The organism is Cellulomonas wangsupingiae (assembly GCF_024508275.1).
Classification (GTDB): Bacteria; Actinomycetota; Actinomycetes; order Actinomycetales; family Cellulomonadaceae; genus Cellulomonas; species Cellulomonas wangsupingiae.
This window is the reverse complement of sequence record NZ_CP101989.1, coordinates 1,842,788-1,858,047: the sequence shown is the minus strand read 5'-3', so window position 1 is coordinate 1,858,047 and position 15,260 is coordinate 1,842,788. Positions and strand designations below refer to the sequence as shown.

General features: G+C 73.8%; 18 protein-coding genes. 7 read left to right on the top strand and 11 right to left on the bottom strand.

Annotation, left to right across the window (positions count from 1 at the left end):
* Positions 1–30: 30 nt before the first annotated feature.
* Positions 31–798 carry an enoyl-ACP reductase FabI gene (gene fabI / locus NP075_RS08615; protein ID WP_227562794.1) on the bottom strand — a complete coding sequence of 256 codons (768 nt, stop codon included), beginning with the start codon at positions 796–798 and terminating at the stop codon, positions 31–33.
* A gap of 63 nt (positions 799–861) precedes the next feature.
* Positions 862–1,617: a 3-oxoacyl-ACP reductase FabG gene (gene fabG / locus NP075_RS08610; protein ID WP_227562793.1), complete on the bottom strand. Its 756-nt coding sequence runs from the start codon at positions 1,615–1,617 to the stop codon at positions 862–864.
* A 142-nt stretch (positions 1,618–1,759) separates the two neighbouring features.
* Between fabG and NP075_RS08605 the strand changes: the two genes are divergently transcribed.
* The 3 genes from NP075_RS08605 to NP075_RS08595 are packed head-to-tail and all read left to right on the top strand — an operon-like array spanning position 1,760 to position 3,305.
* On the top strand, positions 1,760–2,095 hold the full coding sequence (locus tag NP075_RS08605; RefSeq protein WP_227562792.1) for a DUF3099 domain-containing protein: 336 nt from the start codon (positions 1,760–1,762) through the stop codon (positions 2,093–2,095).
* The gene (locus tag NP075_RS08600; RefSeq protein ID WP_227562791.1) at positions 2,092–2,343 is read left to right on the top strand and encodes a hypothetical protein; all 252 of its coding nucleotides are present in this window, start codon (positions 2,092–2,094) and stop codon (positions 2,341–2,343) included. Before NP075_RS08605 ends, NP075_RS08600 begins: the two co-directional genes overlap by 4 nt.
* Complete coding sequence (locus NP075_RS08595) at positions 2,340–3,305, top strand: SURF1 family cytochrome oxidase biogenesis protein (RefSeq protein ID WP_227562790.1); 966 nt, start codon at positions 2,340–2,342, stop codon at positions 3,303–3,305. Before NP075_RS08600 ends, NP075_RS08595 begins: the two co-directional genes overlap by 4 nt.
* Here NP075_RS08595 and NP075_RS08590 read toward each other — a convergent pair.
* Positions 3,278–4,873, bottom strand: coding sequence for an ABC-F family ATP-binding cassette domain-containing protein (locus tag NP075_RS08590; RefSeq protein ID WP_227562789.1), 1,596 nt, complete (start codon positions 4,871–4,873; stop codon positions 3,278–3,280). The genes NP075_RS08595 and NP075_RS08590 overlap by 28 nt on opposite strands.
* 201 nt (positions 4,874–5,074) lie before the next feature.
* Here NP075_RS08590 and NP075_RS08585 point away from each other — a divergent pair, with 201 nt between their 5' ends.
* From NP075_RS08585 to ypfJ, 4 genes are all read left to right on the top strand, one after another.
* Positions 5,075–5,752, top strand: coding sequence for a biotin transporter BioY (locus NP075_RS08585; protein ID WP_227562788.1), 678 nt, complete (start codon positions 5,075–5,077; stop codon positions 5,750–5,752).
* Complete coding sequence (locus NP075_RS08580) at positions 5,749–6,474, top strand: energy-coupling factor ABC transporter ATP-binding protein (RefSeq protein ID WP_227562787.1); 726 nt, start codon at positions 5,749–5,751, stop codon at positions 6,472–6,474. The genes NP075_RS08585 and NP075_RS08580 overlap by 4 nt, the downstream gene beginning before the upstream one ends.
* Positions 6,471–7,106: an energy-coupling factor transporter transmembrane component T family protein gene (locus NP075_RS08575; protein ID WP_227562786.1), complete on the top strand. Its 636-nt coding sequence runs from the start codon at positions 6,471–6,473 to the stop codon at positions 7,104–7,106. The genes NP075_RS08580 and NP075_RS08575 overlap by 4 nt, the downstream gene beginning before the upstream one ends.
* Before the next feature lie 75 nt (positions 7,107–7,181).
* On the top strand, positions 7,182–8,051 hold the full coding sequence (gene ypfJ / locus NP075_RS08570) for a KPN_02809 family neutral zinc metallopeptidase (protein WP_227562785.1): 870 nt from the start codon (positions 7,182–7,184) through the stop codon (positions 8,049–8,051).
* A gap of 92 nt (positions 8,052–8,143) precedes the next feature.
* On the opposite strand, the gene NP075_RS08565 is transcribed toward ypfJ, so the two are convergent.
* The 8 genes from NP075_RS08565 to NP075_RS08530 all read right to left on the bottom strand — a co-directional run bounded on the left by NP075_RS08565 (position 8,144) and on the right by NP075_RS08530 (position 15,156).
* Entirely contained in the window at positions 8,144–8,491 is a 348-nt protein-coding gene (locus tag NP075_RS08565) for a metal-sulfur cluster assembly factor (protein WP_227562784.1), read from the bottom strand.
* A complete protein-coding gene (gene sufU / locus NP075_RS08560; protein WP_227562783.1) occupies positions 8,488–9,003 on the bottom strand; it encodes a Fe-S cluster assembly sulfur transfer protein SufU in 516 nt (171 codons plus the stop codon). Before sufU ends, NP075_RS08565 begins: the two co-directional genes overlap by 4 nt.
* Positions 9,000–10,334, bottom strand: coding sequence for a cysteine desulfurase (locus NP075_RS08555; RefSeq protein WP_227562782.1), 1,335 nt, complete (start codon positions 10,332–10,334; stop codon positions 9,000–9,002). The genes sufU and NP075_RS08555 overlap by 4 nt, the downstream gene beginning before the upstream one ends.
* Before the next feature lie 112 nt (positions 10,335–10,446).
* Positions 10,447–11,211 (bottom strand): Fe-S cluster assembly ATPase SufC, encoded by a 765-nt coding sequence (sufC, locus tag NP075_RS08550; RefSeq protein WP_227562779.1) that lies wholly within the window; start codon positions 11,209–11,211, stop codon positions 10,447–10,449.
* 18 nt (positions 11,212–11,229) lie between these two features.
* A complete protein-coding gene (locus NP075_RS08545; protein WP_227562778.1) occupies positions 11,230–11,562 on the bottom strand; it encodes a non-heme iron oxygenase ferredoxin subunit in 333 nt (110 codons plus the stop codon).
* Positions 11,559–12,869 carry a Fe-S cluster assembly protein SufD gene (gene sufD / locus NP075_RS08540; protein WP_227562777.1) on the bottom strand — a complete coding sequence of 437 codons (1,311 nt, stop codon included), beginning with the start codon at positions 12,867–12,869 and terminating at the stop codon, positions 11,559–11,561. Before sufD ends, NP075_RS08545 begins: the two co-directional genes overlap by 4 nt.
* Entirely contained in the window at positions 12,869–14,326 is a 1,458-nt protein-coding gene (gene sufB / locus NP075_RS08535; RefSeq protein WP_227562776.1) for a Fe-S cluster assembly protein SufB, read from the bottom strand. Before sufB ends, sufD begins: the two co-directional genes overlap by 1 nt.
* The gene (locus NP075_RS08530) at positions 14,323–15,156 is read right to left on the bottom strand and encodes a helix-turn-helix transcriptional regulator (protein ID WP_227562775.1); all 834 of its coding nucleotides are present in this window, start codon (positions 15,154–15,156) and stop codon (positions 14,323–14,325) included. The genes sufB and NP075_RS08530 overlap by 4 nt, the downstream gene beginning before the upstream one ends.
* Positions 15,157–15,260 lie beyond the last annotated feature (104 nt).

Here is a 15,260-nt window from a genome sequence, read left to right as displayed (position 1 = left end):
GGCGGGGCGTGACGTACGTGACGCCGACGGTCACAGACCCATCGCGTGCACGCCACCGTCGACGTGCACGATCTCGCCGGTCGTCGCGGGGAACCAGTCGGACAGCAGCGCGGCGACGGCGCGGGCCGTCGGCTCGGGGTCCGTGACGTCCCAGCCGAGGGGCGCACGCTCGGGCCAGCCGCCCTCCATCGCCTCGAAGCCGGGGATGGACTTGGCGGCGGTGGTACGGATCGGGCCCGCCGACACGAGGTTGACGCGGATCCCCTGCGGGCCGAGGTCGCGCGCGAGGTACCGCGCGGTGGACTCGAAGGCCGCCTTCGCGACGCCCATCCAGTCGTAGACCGGCCACGCGTACCGGGCGTCGAAGGTGAGGCCGACGAGGCTGGAACCACGCGTCAGCAGCGGCTGGGACGCCACCGCGAGCGCCTTCAGCGAGTACGCGCTGACGTGCACGGCGGTCGCGACGTCCTCCCACTGCCCGGCGAGGAAGTTGCCGCCCATGACGGACTGCGGGGCGAACCCGATGGAGTGCACGACGCCGTCGAGGTGGTCCGCGTGCTCGCGCACCCGGTCCGCGAGCGCCGCCAGGTCGTCGGCCGACGTGACGTCGAGCTCGACGACGGGCGCCGCCTGGGGCAGCCGGCGCGCGATCGCCTGCGTGAGCCGCAGCTGGCGCCCGAACGACGTGAGGACGACCGTGGCGCCCTCCTGCTGCGCCAGGCGCGCGACGTGGAACGCGATCGAGCTGTCCGTCAGGACGCCCGTGACGAGCAGGGTCTTGCCCTCGAGCAGTGGCATGGTCCAGGCCTTTCGGTCGTCAGGACCGGCGCGCGCGGCGCCGGTGGTGCAGGTCGCGCGGGGTCAGTGCCCCATGCCGAGGCCGCCGTCCACGGGCAGCACGGCACCGGAGACGTACGCCGCGTCGTCCGACGCGAGGAAGTGCACGGCGGCAGCGACCTCGTCCGCGTGGCCGAAGCGGCCGACCGGGATGGAGCCGAGGTACGCCTGCTGCCGGTCGTCCGGCAGCGCCTGGGTCATGTCGGTGTCGATGAACCCGGGCGCGACGACGTTCGCGGTGATGCCGCGCCCGCCGAGCTCGCGCGTGATGGAGCGCGCCATGCCCACGAGCCCGGCCTTCGACGACGCGTAGTTGACCTGCCCGGGCGACCCGTACATGCCCACGACCGACGAGATGAGCACGATGCGCCCGCGCCGCGACCGGATCATGCCCTTGCTGGCGCGGCGCACGACGCGGAAGGCCCCGGCGAGGTTGACGTCGAGCACCTCGGCGAAGTCCTCGTCGGTCATGCGCATCAGCAGGCCGTCCCGGGTGACGCCGGCGTTGGCCACCACGACCTCCACGGGACCGTGCGCGGCCTCCACCTCGGTGAACGCCGCGTCGACGGAGGCCGTGTCGCGGACGTCGCCGCGGACCTCCAGGACGCCGTCGGGTGCGCCGCCCGAGCGCACGATGGTGGCCACCCGGTCGCCCGACGCCAGGAAACGCTGCGCGATGGCACGGCCGATGCCGCGGTTCGCGCCCGTCACCAGGACGCTGCGGGGCGCACGCTCGGTCACGGCGTCGGTGGGACCGGTGGGGGGTGTCGTCGCAGGCACGGGACACGACGCTAGCCGACCGGTGCGGGCGCACCGGGGTGCGCGTCGCCACGAGTTGCCGCGCCCATGTTGTGGGAGCCCCACAAACGTGGGGCGGGCCACAGGGCGCGGTGTCATCCGCGTGCGGCGCCTACGATCAGGTGTGAGCACACGTCGTCGCGGGGCACCGGCGCAGCCGGAGGTGCACCGGATCACGTCGGCCCCCGAACCGCTGGCCGACGACCTCGCGCGCCGCCAGCGCCGTTACCTGTGGCAGATGGGCGTGCGCGTCGTGTGCTTCGTCGCCGCCGGTCTGCTGTGGGGCCACGTGCCCGTGGCCGTGCCGATCGTCCTGCTCGTGGCCGCGACGGTGCTGCCGTACGTCGCGGTCCTGCTGGCGAACGCCGGCCGCGAGCGCCGGGACGAGCCCGGGGTGTTCTTCGAGGCCCGCGAGCTCGGCGCGGCGCCACGGCACGACGAGCTGGGGGGTGGACGGTGAGCGCGCAGGACGCGGGGCAGGACGGCGCCCCCGACACGGTCGGTGAGCTCGTGTGCAGCGCGCGGCGCTGCCGCGCCGAGCCCGCGTGGGGCGTGCTGTGGAACAACCCGCGGCTGCACACCCCGCAGCGACGCAAGGTCTGGCTCGCGTGCGACGAGCACCGCGAGCACCTCTCCGAGTACCTGCGGGTCCGCGACTTCCTGCGGGACGTCGTGCCCGTCGCCCACCTGGTCCGGGCCGAGCCGTGAGCGGTGCCCCGACCCCCCAGGTGACGACCGCCGCCGCACCCCCGACCGTCGACGACCTGCGCGCGGCGGCCCGCCGACGGGCCGTCGGCCTCGTCGTCGTCGCGGTCGTCGTCGCCGTGACCTGCACGTTCCTCGGGCGCTGGCAGTGGAACCGGTACGTCGCGCGTGACGCGGCCATCGCCGTGGTCCAGGCGAACTACGCGGCCGCGCCCGTCGACCTCGCGGACGTCGTCGCGGACCCGGACGCCCCGCTGCCCGACGCGGACGCGTGGCGCTCGGTGCAGGTGCGCGGACGCTACCTGCCCGACGCCACGGTGCTGCTGCGCAACCGGCCCGTCGGCGGCGCGCCGGCGTACCACGTCCTGGTGCCCCTGGTCGTCCAGGACGCGGCCCCCGGTGACTTCGGCGCGCCCGTCGCGGCCGGCCGGGTCCTCGTGGTCGACCGCGGCTGGGTGCCGATGGGCGAGGACGGTTCCGCGGCGGTCGACGTGCCGCCGCCGCCCGCGGGCGACGTGACCGTCACCGTGCGGCTGCGTCAGGGCGAGGCCGCGACGGACCGCGACGCACCCCCGGCGCAGGTCCAGGCGATCGCGCCCGCGCAGGTCCTGGCAGCGGGCGGCACGACGGGTGAGCCGTACGCGGCGTACGGCGGCCTCGTCGCGGAGCAGCCGGCGGCCGGCGAGACGCTCGGTGCCCTGCCGGCCCCGAGCACCGACCCCGGGTCGCACCTGTCGTACGCGTTCCAGTGGTGGGTGTTCGCGCTGGGGGGCCTGGTGGCGTTCAGCGTGGCGGCGCGGCGGGAGTGGGTGGCGGCCGACGCGCTCACCGCCGGCGCGCCCGCACCGCGCCCCGCACGTCCGCGCCGGGCCCCGGGGCGCGACGAGATCGACGAGGACGCCGAGATCGCGGCCCAGGAAGCCCGCCGGGACGTCGCTCAGGCCAGTGCGATGAGGTCCAGGTAGGCCGGGCTCCACAGGTCCTCGTCGCCGTCCGGCAGCAGCAGGACGCGCTCCGGCTCGAGCGCGGCGACCGCGCCCTCGTCGTGGCTGACGAGGACGACCGCGCCCTGGTAGCCGCGCAGCGCCGCGAGGATCTCCTCGCGCGACGCCGGGTCGAGGTTGTTCGTCGGCTCGTCCAGCAGCAGCACGTTGGCGCTGGACACCACGAGGGCCGCGAGCGCGAGCCGCGTCTTCTCGCCACCCGACAGGACGCGCGCGGGCTTGTCGGCGTCGTCGCCGGAGAACAGGAACGAGCCGAGCACGGACCGCACCTGGGTGTCGGTGAGGTCGGGGGCGGCGGTCCGCAGGTTCTCCACCACCGTGCGCGTCAGGTCGAGCGTCTCGTGCTCCTGCGCGTAGTAGCCGAGCTTCAGGCCGTGGCCGGGCTTCACCTCACCGGTGTCCGGCTCCTGCAGGCCACCGAGCATCCGCAGCAGCGTCGTCTTCCCGGCGCCGTTGAGCCCCAGGACGACGACCTTGCTCCCCCGGTCGATCGCGAGCGAGACGTCCGTGAAGACCTCCTGCGACCCGTACGACTTCGACAGCCCTTCGGCGGTCAGCGGCGTGCGACCGCACGGTGCGGGGTCCGGGAACCGCAGCTTGGCGACCTTGTCCGAGACGCGGGCGGCCTCGAGGCCCGACAGCATGCGCTCCGCACGGCGCGCCATGTTCTGCGCGGCGACCGCCTTGGTGGCCTTGGCGCGCATCTTGTCGGCCTGCGCGAAGAGCGTCGCGGCCTTCTTCTCGGCGTTGGCCCGCTCCCGGCGCCGCCGCTTCTCGTCGGTCTCGCGCTGCTGGAGGTAGGCGTCCCAGCCCAGGTTGTACTGGTCGAGCTGGGAGCGGTTCGCGTCGAGGTGGAACACCTTGTTGACCGTGGCGCGCAGCAGCTCGACGTCGTGGCTGATGACCACGAACCCGCCGGGGTACGCCTTGAGGTACTCGCGCAGCCAGACGATCGAGTCGGCGTCGAGGTGGTTGGTCGGCTCGTCGAGCAGCAGCGTGTCGGCACCCGAGAACAGGATGCGGGCGAGCTCGACGCGGCGGCGCTGGCCACCCGACAGCGTGCCGAGCTCCTGGCCCAGCACCCGGTCGTCCAGGCCCAGCGCGGCGGTGATGCGGTGGGCCTCGCTCTCGGCCGCGTAGCCACCGGCCGCCGTGAAGCGCGCCTCGAGCCGCGTGTACCGGTCCATCGCCTTGTCGCGCGTGGCGTCGTCCGCCGAGGCCATCGCGCCCTCGGTGTCGCGCATCGCGGTCAGCACCGCGTCCAGCCCGCGTGCCGACAGCACGCGGTCCATCGCCAGCTGCGTGAGGTCACCCGACGCGGGGTCCTGCGGGAGGTAGCCGACGTCGCCGCGGGAGATGTTCCCGGCCGTCGGCTGGGTCTCCCCCGCGAGCGCCTTCGTCAGCGTCGTCTTGCCCGCGCCGTTGCGTCCGACGAGGCCGATCCGGTCGCCCGAGGCGATCCGGAACGTCGTCGGTTCCAGCAGGAGGCGGGGGCCGACGCGCAGCTCGACGCCCGAAGCGGTGATCACAGGGGTGTTCCTCGGTTTCCTACGAGAAGACCGGCTGCGTTCTGGCCACCGGCACAAACGCCGACCATCTTACCGAGCCGCTAGCGTGGCGAGCGGTCGGCAGCCCGGCCACGACGGGTCCGAGGCCGCGTCGCTCCCCGCCCCGCCGCGTGCGGACGGTCGGGGCACGACGACGGTCCACCTCACCGGCGGGAGCCACGCATGTCCAGCACTTTCCCGGACGACGACGACACCGTCACCACCACTGCGCGCCCCGCGCCGTCCGCCACCCCGGTGCTCCTGCCCGACCCGCCCGCACCGCGGCCCGGCCACCGGACCAGCACCGACGTCGCGCTCGTGGCGACGTTCGCGGCGTTCGTCGCCGCGTGCGCGCTCGTGCCGGCGATCCCCACGGGCTCGGGCGTGCCGATCACCCTCCAGACGTTCGCGGTCGTCGTGGCGGGCCTGGTGCTGGGCGCACGCCGCGGCTTCCTGGCCGTCGCTCTCTACCTCGTCGTCGGCCTGGCGGGCGTCCCGGTGTTCGCCGAGATGACCGGCGGGCTGGGTGTGCTGGGCAAGCCGTCGGTGGGCTACCTGCTCGCGTTCCCGTTCGCCGCCGCCGTCGCGGGGTGGCTCGGCGGGCTCGCGCTGCGCACGCGGCCCGTGTGGCGCTTCCCCCTCCTGGTCGCCGCCGGGCTCGCCTCGTCGTTCCTCGTGACGCACCCCGCGGGGGTCCTCGGCCTCATGGCGCGGCTCGGCGTGGGCGTCCGGGAGGCGGTCGCGATCGACGCGGTCTACTGGCCCGGCGACGTCGTGAAGAACCTGCTCGCCGCCGGCGTGACGCTCGCGGTGCTGCGGGCGTTCCCGGACGTGCGACCCGGACGGCGCTCGCGCCCGTGATCGAGCTCGACGCCGCCGAGGTGACCGCGTGGTCCCCCGACCCCGCCGGCGGCCCGGACCGCGTCGTCCGGCTGCTCGGGCCGGTCTCGCTGCGCCTGGCCGAGCGACGCGTGGCGGTGGTCGGGGCCAACGGGTCGGGCAAGTCCACGCTGGCACGCCTCCTCAACGGGCTCGTCCTCCCCTCGGCGGGGCACGTGCGCGTCGATGGCCTCGACACCGCGAGCGACGGGGTGGCCGTGCGCCGCCGCGTCGGGTTCGTGTTCACCGACCCGGACGCCCAGATCGTCATGCCGACCCCGCTGGAGGACGTGGCGCTGTCGCTGCGGCGCACGGTGCCGGACGCCCGGGAGCGCGAGGCGCACGCGCTGGCCGTTCTCGACAGGTTCGGGCTCGCGGACCGCGCGCACGTCTCGGTGCACGCGCTGTCCGGCGGCCAGCGCCAGCTGCTGGCCCTGGCTGCCGTGCTGGCGACCGACCCGGCCGTGCTGGTCTGCGACGAGCCGACCACCTTGCTCGACCTGCGCTGGCGCACGCACGTGGACCGGCTGCTCGCGTCGTTGGAGCAGCAGGTCGTGCAGGTGACGCACGACCTCGAGGCCGCGGCCCGCGCGGAGCGGGTGCTGGTGGTCGACGACGGTCAGGTGGTCGCGGACGACGAGCCCGGGCCGGCGATCGCCGCCTACCGCGCGCTCATGGGCGCCGCCGTGGCGGCCGCGCCGTGACCGCAGGCCGGCCGCTGCGTCCGCCGTGGGCGGGCCCGCTGGGCCTGCACCACCCCGGCAGCAGCGTCGTGCACCGCCTGCCCGCCGGCCTCAAGCTCGGGCTGCTGGCCGGTGTCGGCGTGGGTGTCGCCGTGCCGGCGGGACCCGTCACGGCAGTGGCCGGGCTCGTCCTGGTCGTCGGTGCCACGGCCGTCGCCCGCGTGCCCTGGCACCGGACGACGCGCGGCCTGCTGCCCGTGGTCGTCACGGCCGCAGTGCTCGGCGCGTACCAGACGTGGGTGCGCGGTCCTGCCGTCGGTGCCGAGCTCGCGCTCGACCTCGTGACGCTCGTCCTGGCCGGCACGCTCGTGACGGCGACCACCCGGGCGGACGACCTGCTGGCGGCCGTCGCCCGCGCGGCCCGTCCGCTGCGGCACGTGGGGCTGCACCCCGAGACCGTGTCCCTGGCGGTGGGACTCTTCCTGCGGACCGTCCCCGTGCTCGTCCACGTCACCGGTGAGGCCCGCGACGCGGCGCGGGCGCGCGGGCTCGAGCGCGACCCGCGCGCGGTCGTCGTGCCGGCCGCCGTCCGCATGGTCGGGCACGCGCGGACCACGGGCGACGCGCTGGCGGCCCGGGGCCTGGCGGACTGAACGCTCGACCAGGAGCACGGCCCTCGACGCCTCTCTGGCCGCGCGCCATCCCGTGGCCGCCGTTAGCGTGTGCGCGTGACTTTCAGCGAGGGTGGCAGCTTCGAGGGTGGCCGGGTCCGGCGGCACGGCCGCGGCGGTGCGATCGCGGGAGGCGGCGGCCTCGTCGGGATCATCGCCCTGGCGATCTTCCTGTTCACCGGCCAGGACGTGTCCGGCGTGATCGGCGGCGGCCAGCAGGGCGGCGGCGGACAGGTCGAGGACGTCGGCGACTGCACGGTCGAGCAGGCGAACTCCGATCCCCTGTGCCGGTTCTCGGCGACCGTGCAGTCGCTGGACGCGTTCTGGGGCCCCACCGTCCCGGCGGGCACGGCGTTCGCGGCCCCCGGGGCGAATGCGTTCGAGGGCGGCATCGCCACCGGCTGCGGCCAGGCCTCGTCGGCGACGGGTCCGTTCTACTGCCCGGCCGACCAGGGCATCTACCTCGACACCTCGTTCTTCCAGCTGCTGCAGCAGCAGTTCGGCGCCCAGGGCGGCCCGCTCGCGGAGATGTACATCTACGCCCACGAGTACGGGCACCACATCCAGAACCTCACGGGCGTGTTCGCCGAGGCCGACCGCAGCGGCGGCGGGGCCGAGTCGGACTCGGTGCGCGTGGAGCTGCAGGCCGACTGCTACGCCGGCATGTGGGCGGGCGACGCCGCAACCCGGATCGACCAGGACCGGGGCGTGACGTTCCTCGAGCCGATCACCGCCGAGCAGCTCGCCCAGGCGCTCGACGCGGCGGCCGCAGTGGGTGACGACCACATCCAGCAGCAGTCGGGTGGCGGGGTGGACCCCGACACCTGGACCCACGGGTCCAGCGAGCAGCGCCAGAAGTGGTTCACGACCGGCTACGAGCAGGGCTCGCTCGCCGCGTGCGACACCTTCGCGACCGACACCCTCTGACGGCGCGCACCTCTCACCAGGTGGCGGCCGGCGCCGGAGAGCGATCGACCCCTCACCACAGGTGGTGAGAGGTCGATCCAGTCCTGTCCGCGTCAGATGTTGAAGCCCAGCGCCCGCATCTGCTCGCGCCCGTCGGGCGTGATCTTCTCCGGGCCCCACGGCGGCATCCACACCCAGTTGATGCGGAACCCGTCGACGACGCCGTCGAGCGCCTGCGCCGACTGGTCCTCGATGACGTCGGTCAGCGGGCACGCGGCCGACGTGAGGGTCATGTCGATGACCGCCGTGTTGGTCTGGTCGACGACGACGCCGTAGACCAGGCCGAGGTCGACGACGTTGATGCCGAGCTCGGGGTCGATGACGTCGCGCATCGCCTCCTCGACGTCGGCCGCGGTCGCGGCGCCGGTGGTGGGGGCGGGGGTGATCGGTTCGGTCGTCATGCGTCCTCCGTCGTACGGGCACCGGACAGGATGAGGGCGTCGGCCAGCGCGACCCAGCCGAGCTGGGCGCACTTGACGCGGGCGGCGTAGCGCGAGACGCCGACGAAGGCCGCGGCGTCGCCGAGTGCGTCCTCGGCGTCGGCGGACAGGGCGGCGCCCTGCGACTGCATCATCTCGCGGAACGTCGCGGCCAGCCGGTCGACGGTGGGCAGGTCCTGCCCGACGACCAGGTCGTGCAGCACGGAGGTCGAGGCCTGGGAGATCGAGCAGCCCTGGCCCTCCCACGCGACCTCGCGCACGACGGGGACGTCGCCGTCCGTGTCGACGTCGACGTGCAGCGTCACCTCGTCGCCGCACGTCGGGTTGACCTGGTGCGACGTCGCGGCGCAGGTGCCGTGCCCGGCCGCGGCGACCCCGACGGCCGTCGCGCCGGCGGGCAGCCCGCGGCCGTGCGGGTGCTTCGCGTGGTCGAGGATGACCTGCTGGTACAGCTGCTCCATGGCCGAGCTCACGCAGGCCTCCTGTCCGTCGTCGTGTCCTGCAGTCCGAAGAACGCCCGGACCCCCGCCAGCGCTTCCCGGAACGCCGCGACGTCCTCGGCCGTCGTGTAGACCCCCGCGCTGGCGCGGGCCGTCGCGGCGACGCCGAAGCGCCGGTGCAGCGGCTGGGCGCAGTGGTGACCCACCCGCACCGCGACCCCCGCGTCGTCCAGCACCTGGCCCACGTCGTGCGCGTGCACGCCGTCGACGACGAACGACACCGCGGCGAGCCGGTCGACGTTCTCGGTGGGGCCCAGGACGCGCACCCCGGGCACCGACGCGACCGCCTCCAGCAGCAGCCCCGCCAGGTGGTGCTCGTGCGCCGCCACCGCGGGCATCCCCAGCTCCGCGAGGTACTGCGCGGCGGCGCCCAGCGCGACGGCCTGCGACACCATCTGCGTCCCGGCCTCGAACCGCTGGGGCGGCGGCGCGTACGTCGTCGACTCCATGGTGACGACCTCGACCATCGACCCGCCGGTCGTCACCGGGGGCATCGCCTCGAGCAGCTCGCGCCGCCCGTACAGCGCGCCCACGCCCGTGGGGCCGTACATCTTGTGCCCGGAGAACGCCGCGAAGTCCACACCGAGAGCGCCCAGGTCGACGGGCAGGTGCGGCACCGACTGGCACGCGTCGAGCACCGTGAGCGCACCGACCTCGCGCGCACGGGCGACGAGCGCCTCGACGGGCGTGATCGCACCGGTCACGTTGGAGGCGTGGGTGAAGGCGAGCACCCGGGTGCGGTCCGTGACGACGGTCGCGAGGTCCTCGAGGCGGATCCGGCCGTCGTCGTCGACGCCGAGCCAGCGCAGCGTCGCCCCGGTCCGCGCCGCGAGCTCCTGCCACGGGACGAGGTTCGCGTGGTGCTCGGCCTCGGTGACGACGATCTCGTCGCCCGGCGTCAGGGCGAACCGACGTGCCGCCTCTCCCCCGCGGCCGAGCGAGGCGTTGGACATCGCGTAGGCCACGAGGTTGATCGCGGCGGTCGCGTTGGACGTCCACACGAGCTCGCCCGGCGACGCCCCGACGAAGTCCGCGACGCGCGCACGCGCGTCCTCGAACGCCTCGGTGGCCTCCTCGGCGAGCTGGTGCGCGCCGCGGTGGACGGCCGCGTTGCGGCGCACGTAGAAGTCCTGCTCGGCGTCGAGGACGACCTCGGGCTTCTGCGACGTCGCGCCGCTGTCGAGGTAGACGAGCGGGCGGCCGTCGCGCAGCGTGCGCTCCAGCAGGGGGAAGTCGGCGCGCACAGCCGTCAGCTCGGCCGCCGACAGCGTCGGCGTGCCGAGGGACTCCAGCGTGCTGGTCATGGGTCCTCCGGGCGGACGGGAGGCGGCCGACGGTGCGCCACGGCGCGGTGGGACGGTCGCCCAGGGACGGGTGTGCGGCGGCCGCCGGGTGACCGGCGGCCGCCGCGACGGCTCAGGCCGAGGTGCCGGCCGGCAGGAAGCGGTCGTAGCCCTCGTTCTCGAGGCGCTCGGCCAGCTCCGGGCCACCCTCCTCGGCGATGCGCCCGTCGACGAAGACGTGCACGAAGTCGGGCTGGATGTACCGCAGGATGCGCGTGTAGTGCGTGATGAGCAGCACGCCCACGTCGCCGCCGGCCTTGACCCGGTTGACGCCCTCGGACACGACGCGCAGCGCGTCGACGTCGAGACCGGAGTCGGTCTCGTCGAGGATGGCGAACCGGGGCTTGAGCAGCTCCATCTGCAGGATCTCGTGGCGCTTCTTCTCACCGCCGGAGAAGCCCTCGTTGACCGAGCGCTCCGCGAACGAGGAGTCCATGCGCAGGTCGTCCATCGCCGCACGCACGTCCTTGACCCACGTCCGCAGCGGCGGCGCCTCGCCGTCGATCGCGGTCTTGGCGGTGCGCAGGAAGTTCGAGACCGAGACGCCCGGCACCTCGACGGGGTACTGCATGGCGAGGAACATCCCGGCGCGGGCGCGCTCGTCGACGCTCATCGCGAGGACGTCCTCGCCGTCGAGCAGCACGGTGCCCGACGTGATCTGGTACTTCGGGTGACCGGCCAGCGAGTACGCCAGCGTGGACTTGCCGGACCCGTTGGGGCCCATGATCGCGTGGGTCTCGCCGCTGGTCACGGTGAGGTCGACGCCGCGCAGGATCGGCTTGGCGCCTTCCTTCGTCTCGACGCTGACGTGCAGGTCGCGGATCTCCAGGGTGGACATCTCGGGTACTCCTCGGGGTCAGAGCGGGGCGTCGACGTCGACGAGCACACGCTCGCCGTCGACGGTCACGGGGTAGACGGGGACGGGCTTGATCGCGGGCGGCGACAGCGGCTTGCCGGAGCGCAGGTCGAACCTCGACCCGTGCAGCCAGCACTCCACCGTGCAGTCCTCGACCTCGCCGTCGGACAGGGAGACGGCACCGTGCGAGCAGATGTCGCTGATCGCGTGCCAGTCGCCGGACTCGTCGCGGACGACGGCGACCTCGACGGGTCCCGCCTCGCCCTCGAGCTCGACGCGCAGCGCACCGGCGACCGGCACGTCCGCGGTGTAGCAGGCCAGCTGGGCGCTCATGCACGCTCCGTGGTGGCGGCCGCGTCCGAGCCCTCGACCTGCGGGACGATGCCGAGGATCTCGCTCATCGACTTCTCGAGCTCGGCGTCGATCGACGCGATCAGGCGCTCCTCGACCTCCGGCACACCGATCTGCGAGATGAGCTCGGCGAAGAACCCGCGCACGACGAGCCGACGCGCGTCGGTCTCGGGGATGCCGCGGGACCGCAGGTAGAACAGCTGCTCGTCGTCGAACCGGCCCGTGGCGCTGGCGTGGCCCGCGCCCTCGATGACACCGGTCTCGATCTCGAGGTTCGGCACCGAGTCGGCCCGCGCCCCGTCGGTGAGGACGAGGTTGCGGTTCAGCTCGTACGTGTCCGTGCCCTCGGCGGCCGCGCGGATCAGCACGTCGCCGACCCACACGGTGTGCGCGCCCGCACCCTGCAGGGCGCCCTTGTACGTCACGCGCGAGATGCAGTTCGGCACCGCGTGGTCGACGAACAGACGGTGCTCCTGGTGCTGGTCCGCGTCCGCGAAGTACATGCCGAGGGCCGTGACGGACGCGCCCTCGCCGACGAACTCGGTGTCCGGCGTGACGCGCACGACGTCGCCGCCCAGCGTGACGACGATGTGCTTGACGGTCGCGTCGCGCCCGATCCGCAGCCGGTGGCTCGCCGCGTGGACGGAGCCCGGGGCCCAGTCGTGGACCGACACGACGGTCAGGTGCGCACCGTCCTCCGCGACGATCTCGACGGTCTCGGTGAGGTTGGCGTGCCCGACGTGGTCGAGGACGACGACGCCCTGCGACATCGGCTCGGCGTGCAGCAGCAGGTGCGCCGCGGTCGGCTCGAGGGGCGCGTCGGCCAGACCGGCGCCCTCGATGCCCTCGACGACGACCGAGGTGACCTTGGAGGAGACAGACTCGCGGGGCAGCGTCACGACCGTCGCGCGGTCGAACGACGCCCACGCGGTCGCGGCGGCCCGGTCGCCCGGCTTGCCGGCGGTGCCGAGACGCACGTCGTCGCGGTCGACGATCTCGACGCGGACCTCCGGCGACTCGACGACGGTCGTGAGCACACCGCGACCGCTCAGCACGCCGTCGCTCGCCGCGGCGAACAGACCGGCGAACCGGTCGACGGGTGCGAAGCGCCACTCCTCCTCGCGCCCGTTGGGCACGGGGAAGTCCGCGACGTCGAAGCTCGTGGGACGCGACGCGCGCGACGCCTCGGGCACGACGCCGCCGTGCGTGTGGGCGCCGTCGGCGACCGCACGCGAGTGGTCGGTCGAGAGGCCCGCGGTCGGGACCGGCTCGTTCGTGGTGGTCGTCATCAGCCGACGGCCCCTTCCATCTGCAGCTCGATGAGGCGGTTGAGCTCGAGCGCGTACTCCATGGGCAGCTCGCGCGCGATGGGCTCGACGAACCCGCGCACGATCATGGCCATGGCCTCGGTCTCGGCCATGCCTCGGGACATGAGGTAGAACAGCTGGTCCTCGCTCACGCGGGACACCGTGGCCTCGTGGCCCATCGACACGTCGTCCTCGCGGACGTCGACGTACGGGTAGGTGTCCGAGCGGGAGATCTGGTCGACGAGCAGCGCGTCGCACAGCACGTTGGACGCGGAGTGCTCGGCACCCTCGAGGATCTGCACGAGGCCGCGGTACGACGTGCGGCCGCCGCCGCGGGCCACCGACTTCGACACGATCGAGCTCGACGTGTGCGGCGCCGCGTGCACCATCTTCGAGCCCGCGTCCTGGTGCTGGCCCTCGCCGGCGAACGCGATCGACAGCGTCTCGCCGCGCGCGTGCTCGCCCATGAGGTAGATCGCGGGGTACTTCATGGTCACCTTGGAGCCGATGTTGCCGTCGACCCACTCCATCGTCGCGCCCTCGGCCGCGGTCGCCCGCTTGGTGACGAGGTTGTAGACGTTGTTCGACCAGTTCTGGATCGTCGTGTACCGCACGCGGGCGTTCTTCTTGACGATGATCTCGACGACCGCGGAGTGCAGCGAGTCCGACTGGTAGATCGGGGCGGTGCAGCCCTCGACGTAGTGCACGTACGAGCCCTCGTCGGCGATGATCAGCGTCCGCTCGAACTGGCCCATGTTCTCGGTGTTGATCCGGAAGTAGGCCTGCAGCGGGATCTCGACGTGGACACCCGGCGGGACGTAGACGAACGAGCCGCCGGACCACACCGCGGTGTTGAGCGACGCGAACTTGTTGTCGCCGGGCGGGATGACCGAGCCGAAGTACTGCTCGAAGATCTCCGGGTGCTCGCGCAGCGCGGTGTCGGTGTCGAGGAAGATGACGCCCTGCTCCTCGAGCGACTCCTGGATCTGGTGGTAGACGACCTCGGACTCGTACTGCGCCGCGACGCCCGAGACGAGCCGCTGCTTCTCGGCCTCCGGGATGCCGAGCCGGTCGTACGTGTTCCTGATGTCCTCGGGCAGGTCCTCCCAGCTGGTGGCCTGCTTCTCCGTCGACCGCACGAAGTACTTGATGTTGTCGAAGTCGATGCCCGACAGGTCCGCACCCCACCAGGGCATGGGCTTCTTGTCGAACAGCCGCAGGGCCTTCAGGCGCGTCTTGAGCATCCACTCGGGCTCGTTCTTGAGCCGCGAGATGTCGCGCACGACGTCCTCGGACAGGCCGCGGCGTGCGACGGAGCCCGCGACGTCCGGGTCGTGCCAGCCGAAGGTGTAGTTGCCGATGGAGGCGATGGCCTCGTCCTGGCTCAGCGGCTCACCGGTCGCCGGCCGGGTGGCCGTGTCGTCCGTGGGTGCGCTCATCGTGTCGGTCCTTCCGTCGAGTGCACGGGGGCGGGTGGGGCGGGGATGGAGGGCGGGACGCCGGGCTCGCTGCCCGGCCTCGCGGTGCCCGGTGGGTCGTGGTGGCCGGGTGGGTCCGTACCGTCGCCGGCCGGCGCCCGGGTCGGGACCGTCGGGATGCTCGTGGTGCACACGTGGCCGCCCGAGGTCAGGGTCGACAGCCGCTGCACGTGCACGCCGAGCAGCCGCCCGAACGCGCGGGTCTCGGCCTCGCACAGCTGCGGGAACTGGGCGGCGACGTCCTGGACCGGGCAGTGCCCCTGGCACAGCTGGACGACCGTGCTGCCGGGCACGGGCCGGGCCGAGGCGGCGTACCCGTCGTCCGCGAGCGCCTGCGCGAGCGCCTCGGCGCGGGCCGTGACGTCGTCCCCCGCGGCGTCGACGGCCGCGGCGTGACGCTCCTCGAGCTCGCGCACGCGGTGCTCGGCGAACTGCTGCACCGCCTGCGGCCCGACCGCGTCGGCGAGGAAGCTCAGCGCGTCGTTCGCGATCTCGGCGTAGCGCTGCGACAGCGCGGCCTGGCCCTGGCCGGTCACGACGTAGCGCCGCGCCGGCCGCCCGCGGCCGCGGGTTCCGGCGGGACCGCGGTGCACCGCGACCTGGTCGGCCTGCTCGAGCGCCTGGAGGTGGCGGCGCACGCCGGCCGCCGCGAGGTCGAGGGCACCGGCGAGGTCGGCCGCGCTGACAGGTCCGTCGGCCGCGACGATCTGGAGGATCCGGCGGCGCGTGGAGGCGTCGTGGTCGCTCGCCGCGTCGGAGGCGCGGTCGGTGACGGGCATCAGACCGCTCATGCGCACCTCCCGGGAGCCGACGTGGATCTCGCAGCACGGCGGCACGGGCCGGTGCGGTGGGCGCTCCGTGGCACCCGATATCGGCAACATCCTTGTTGCCGAAA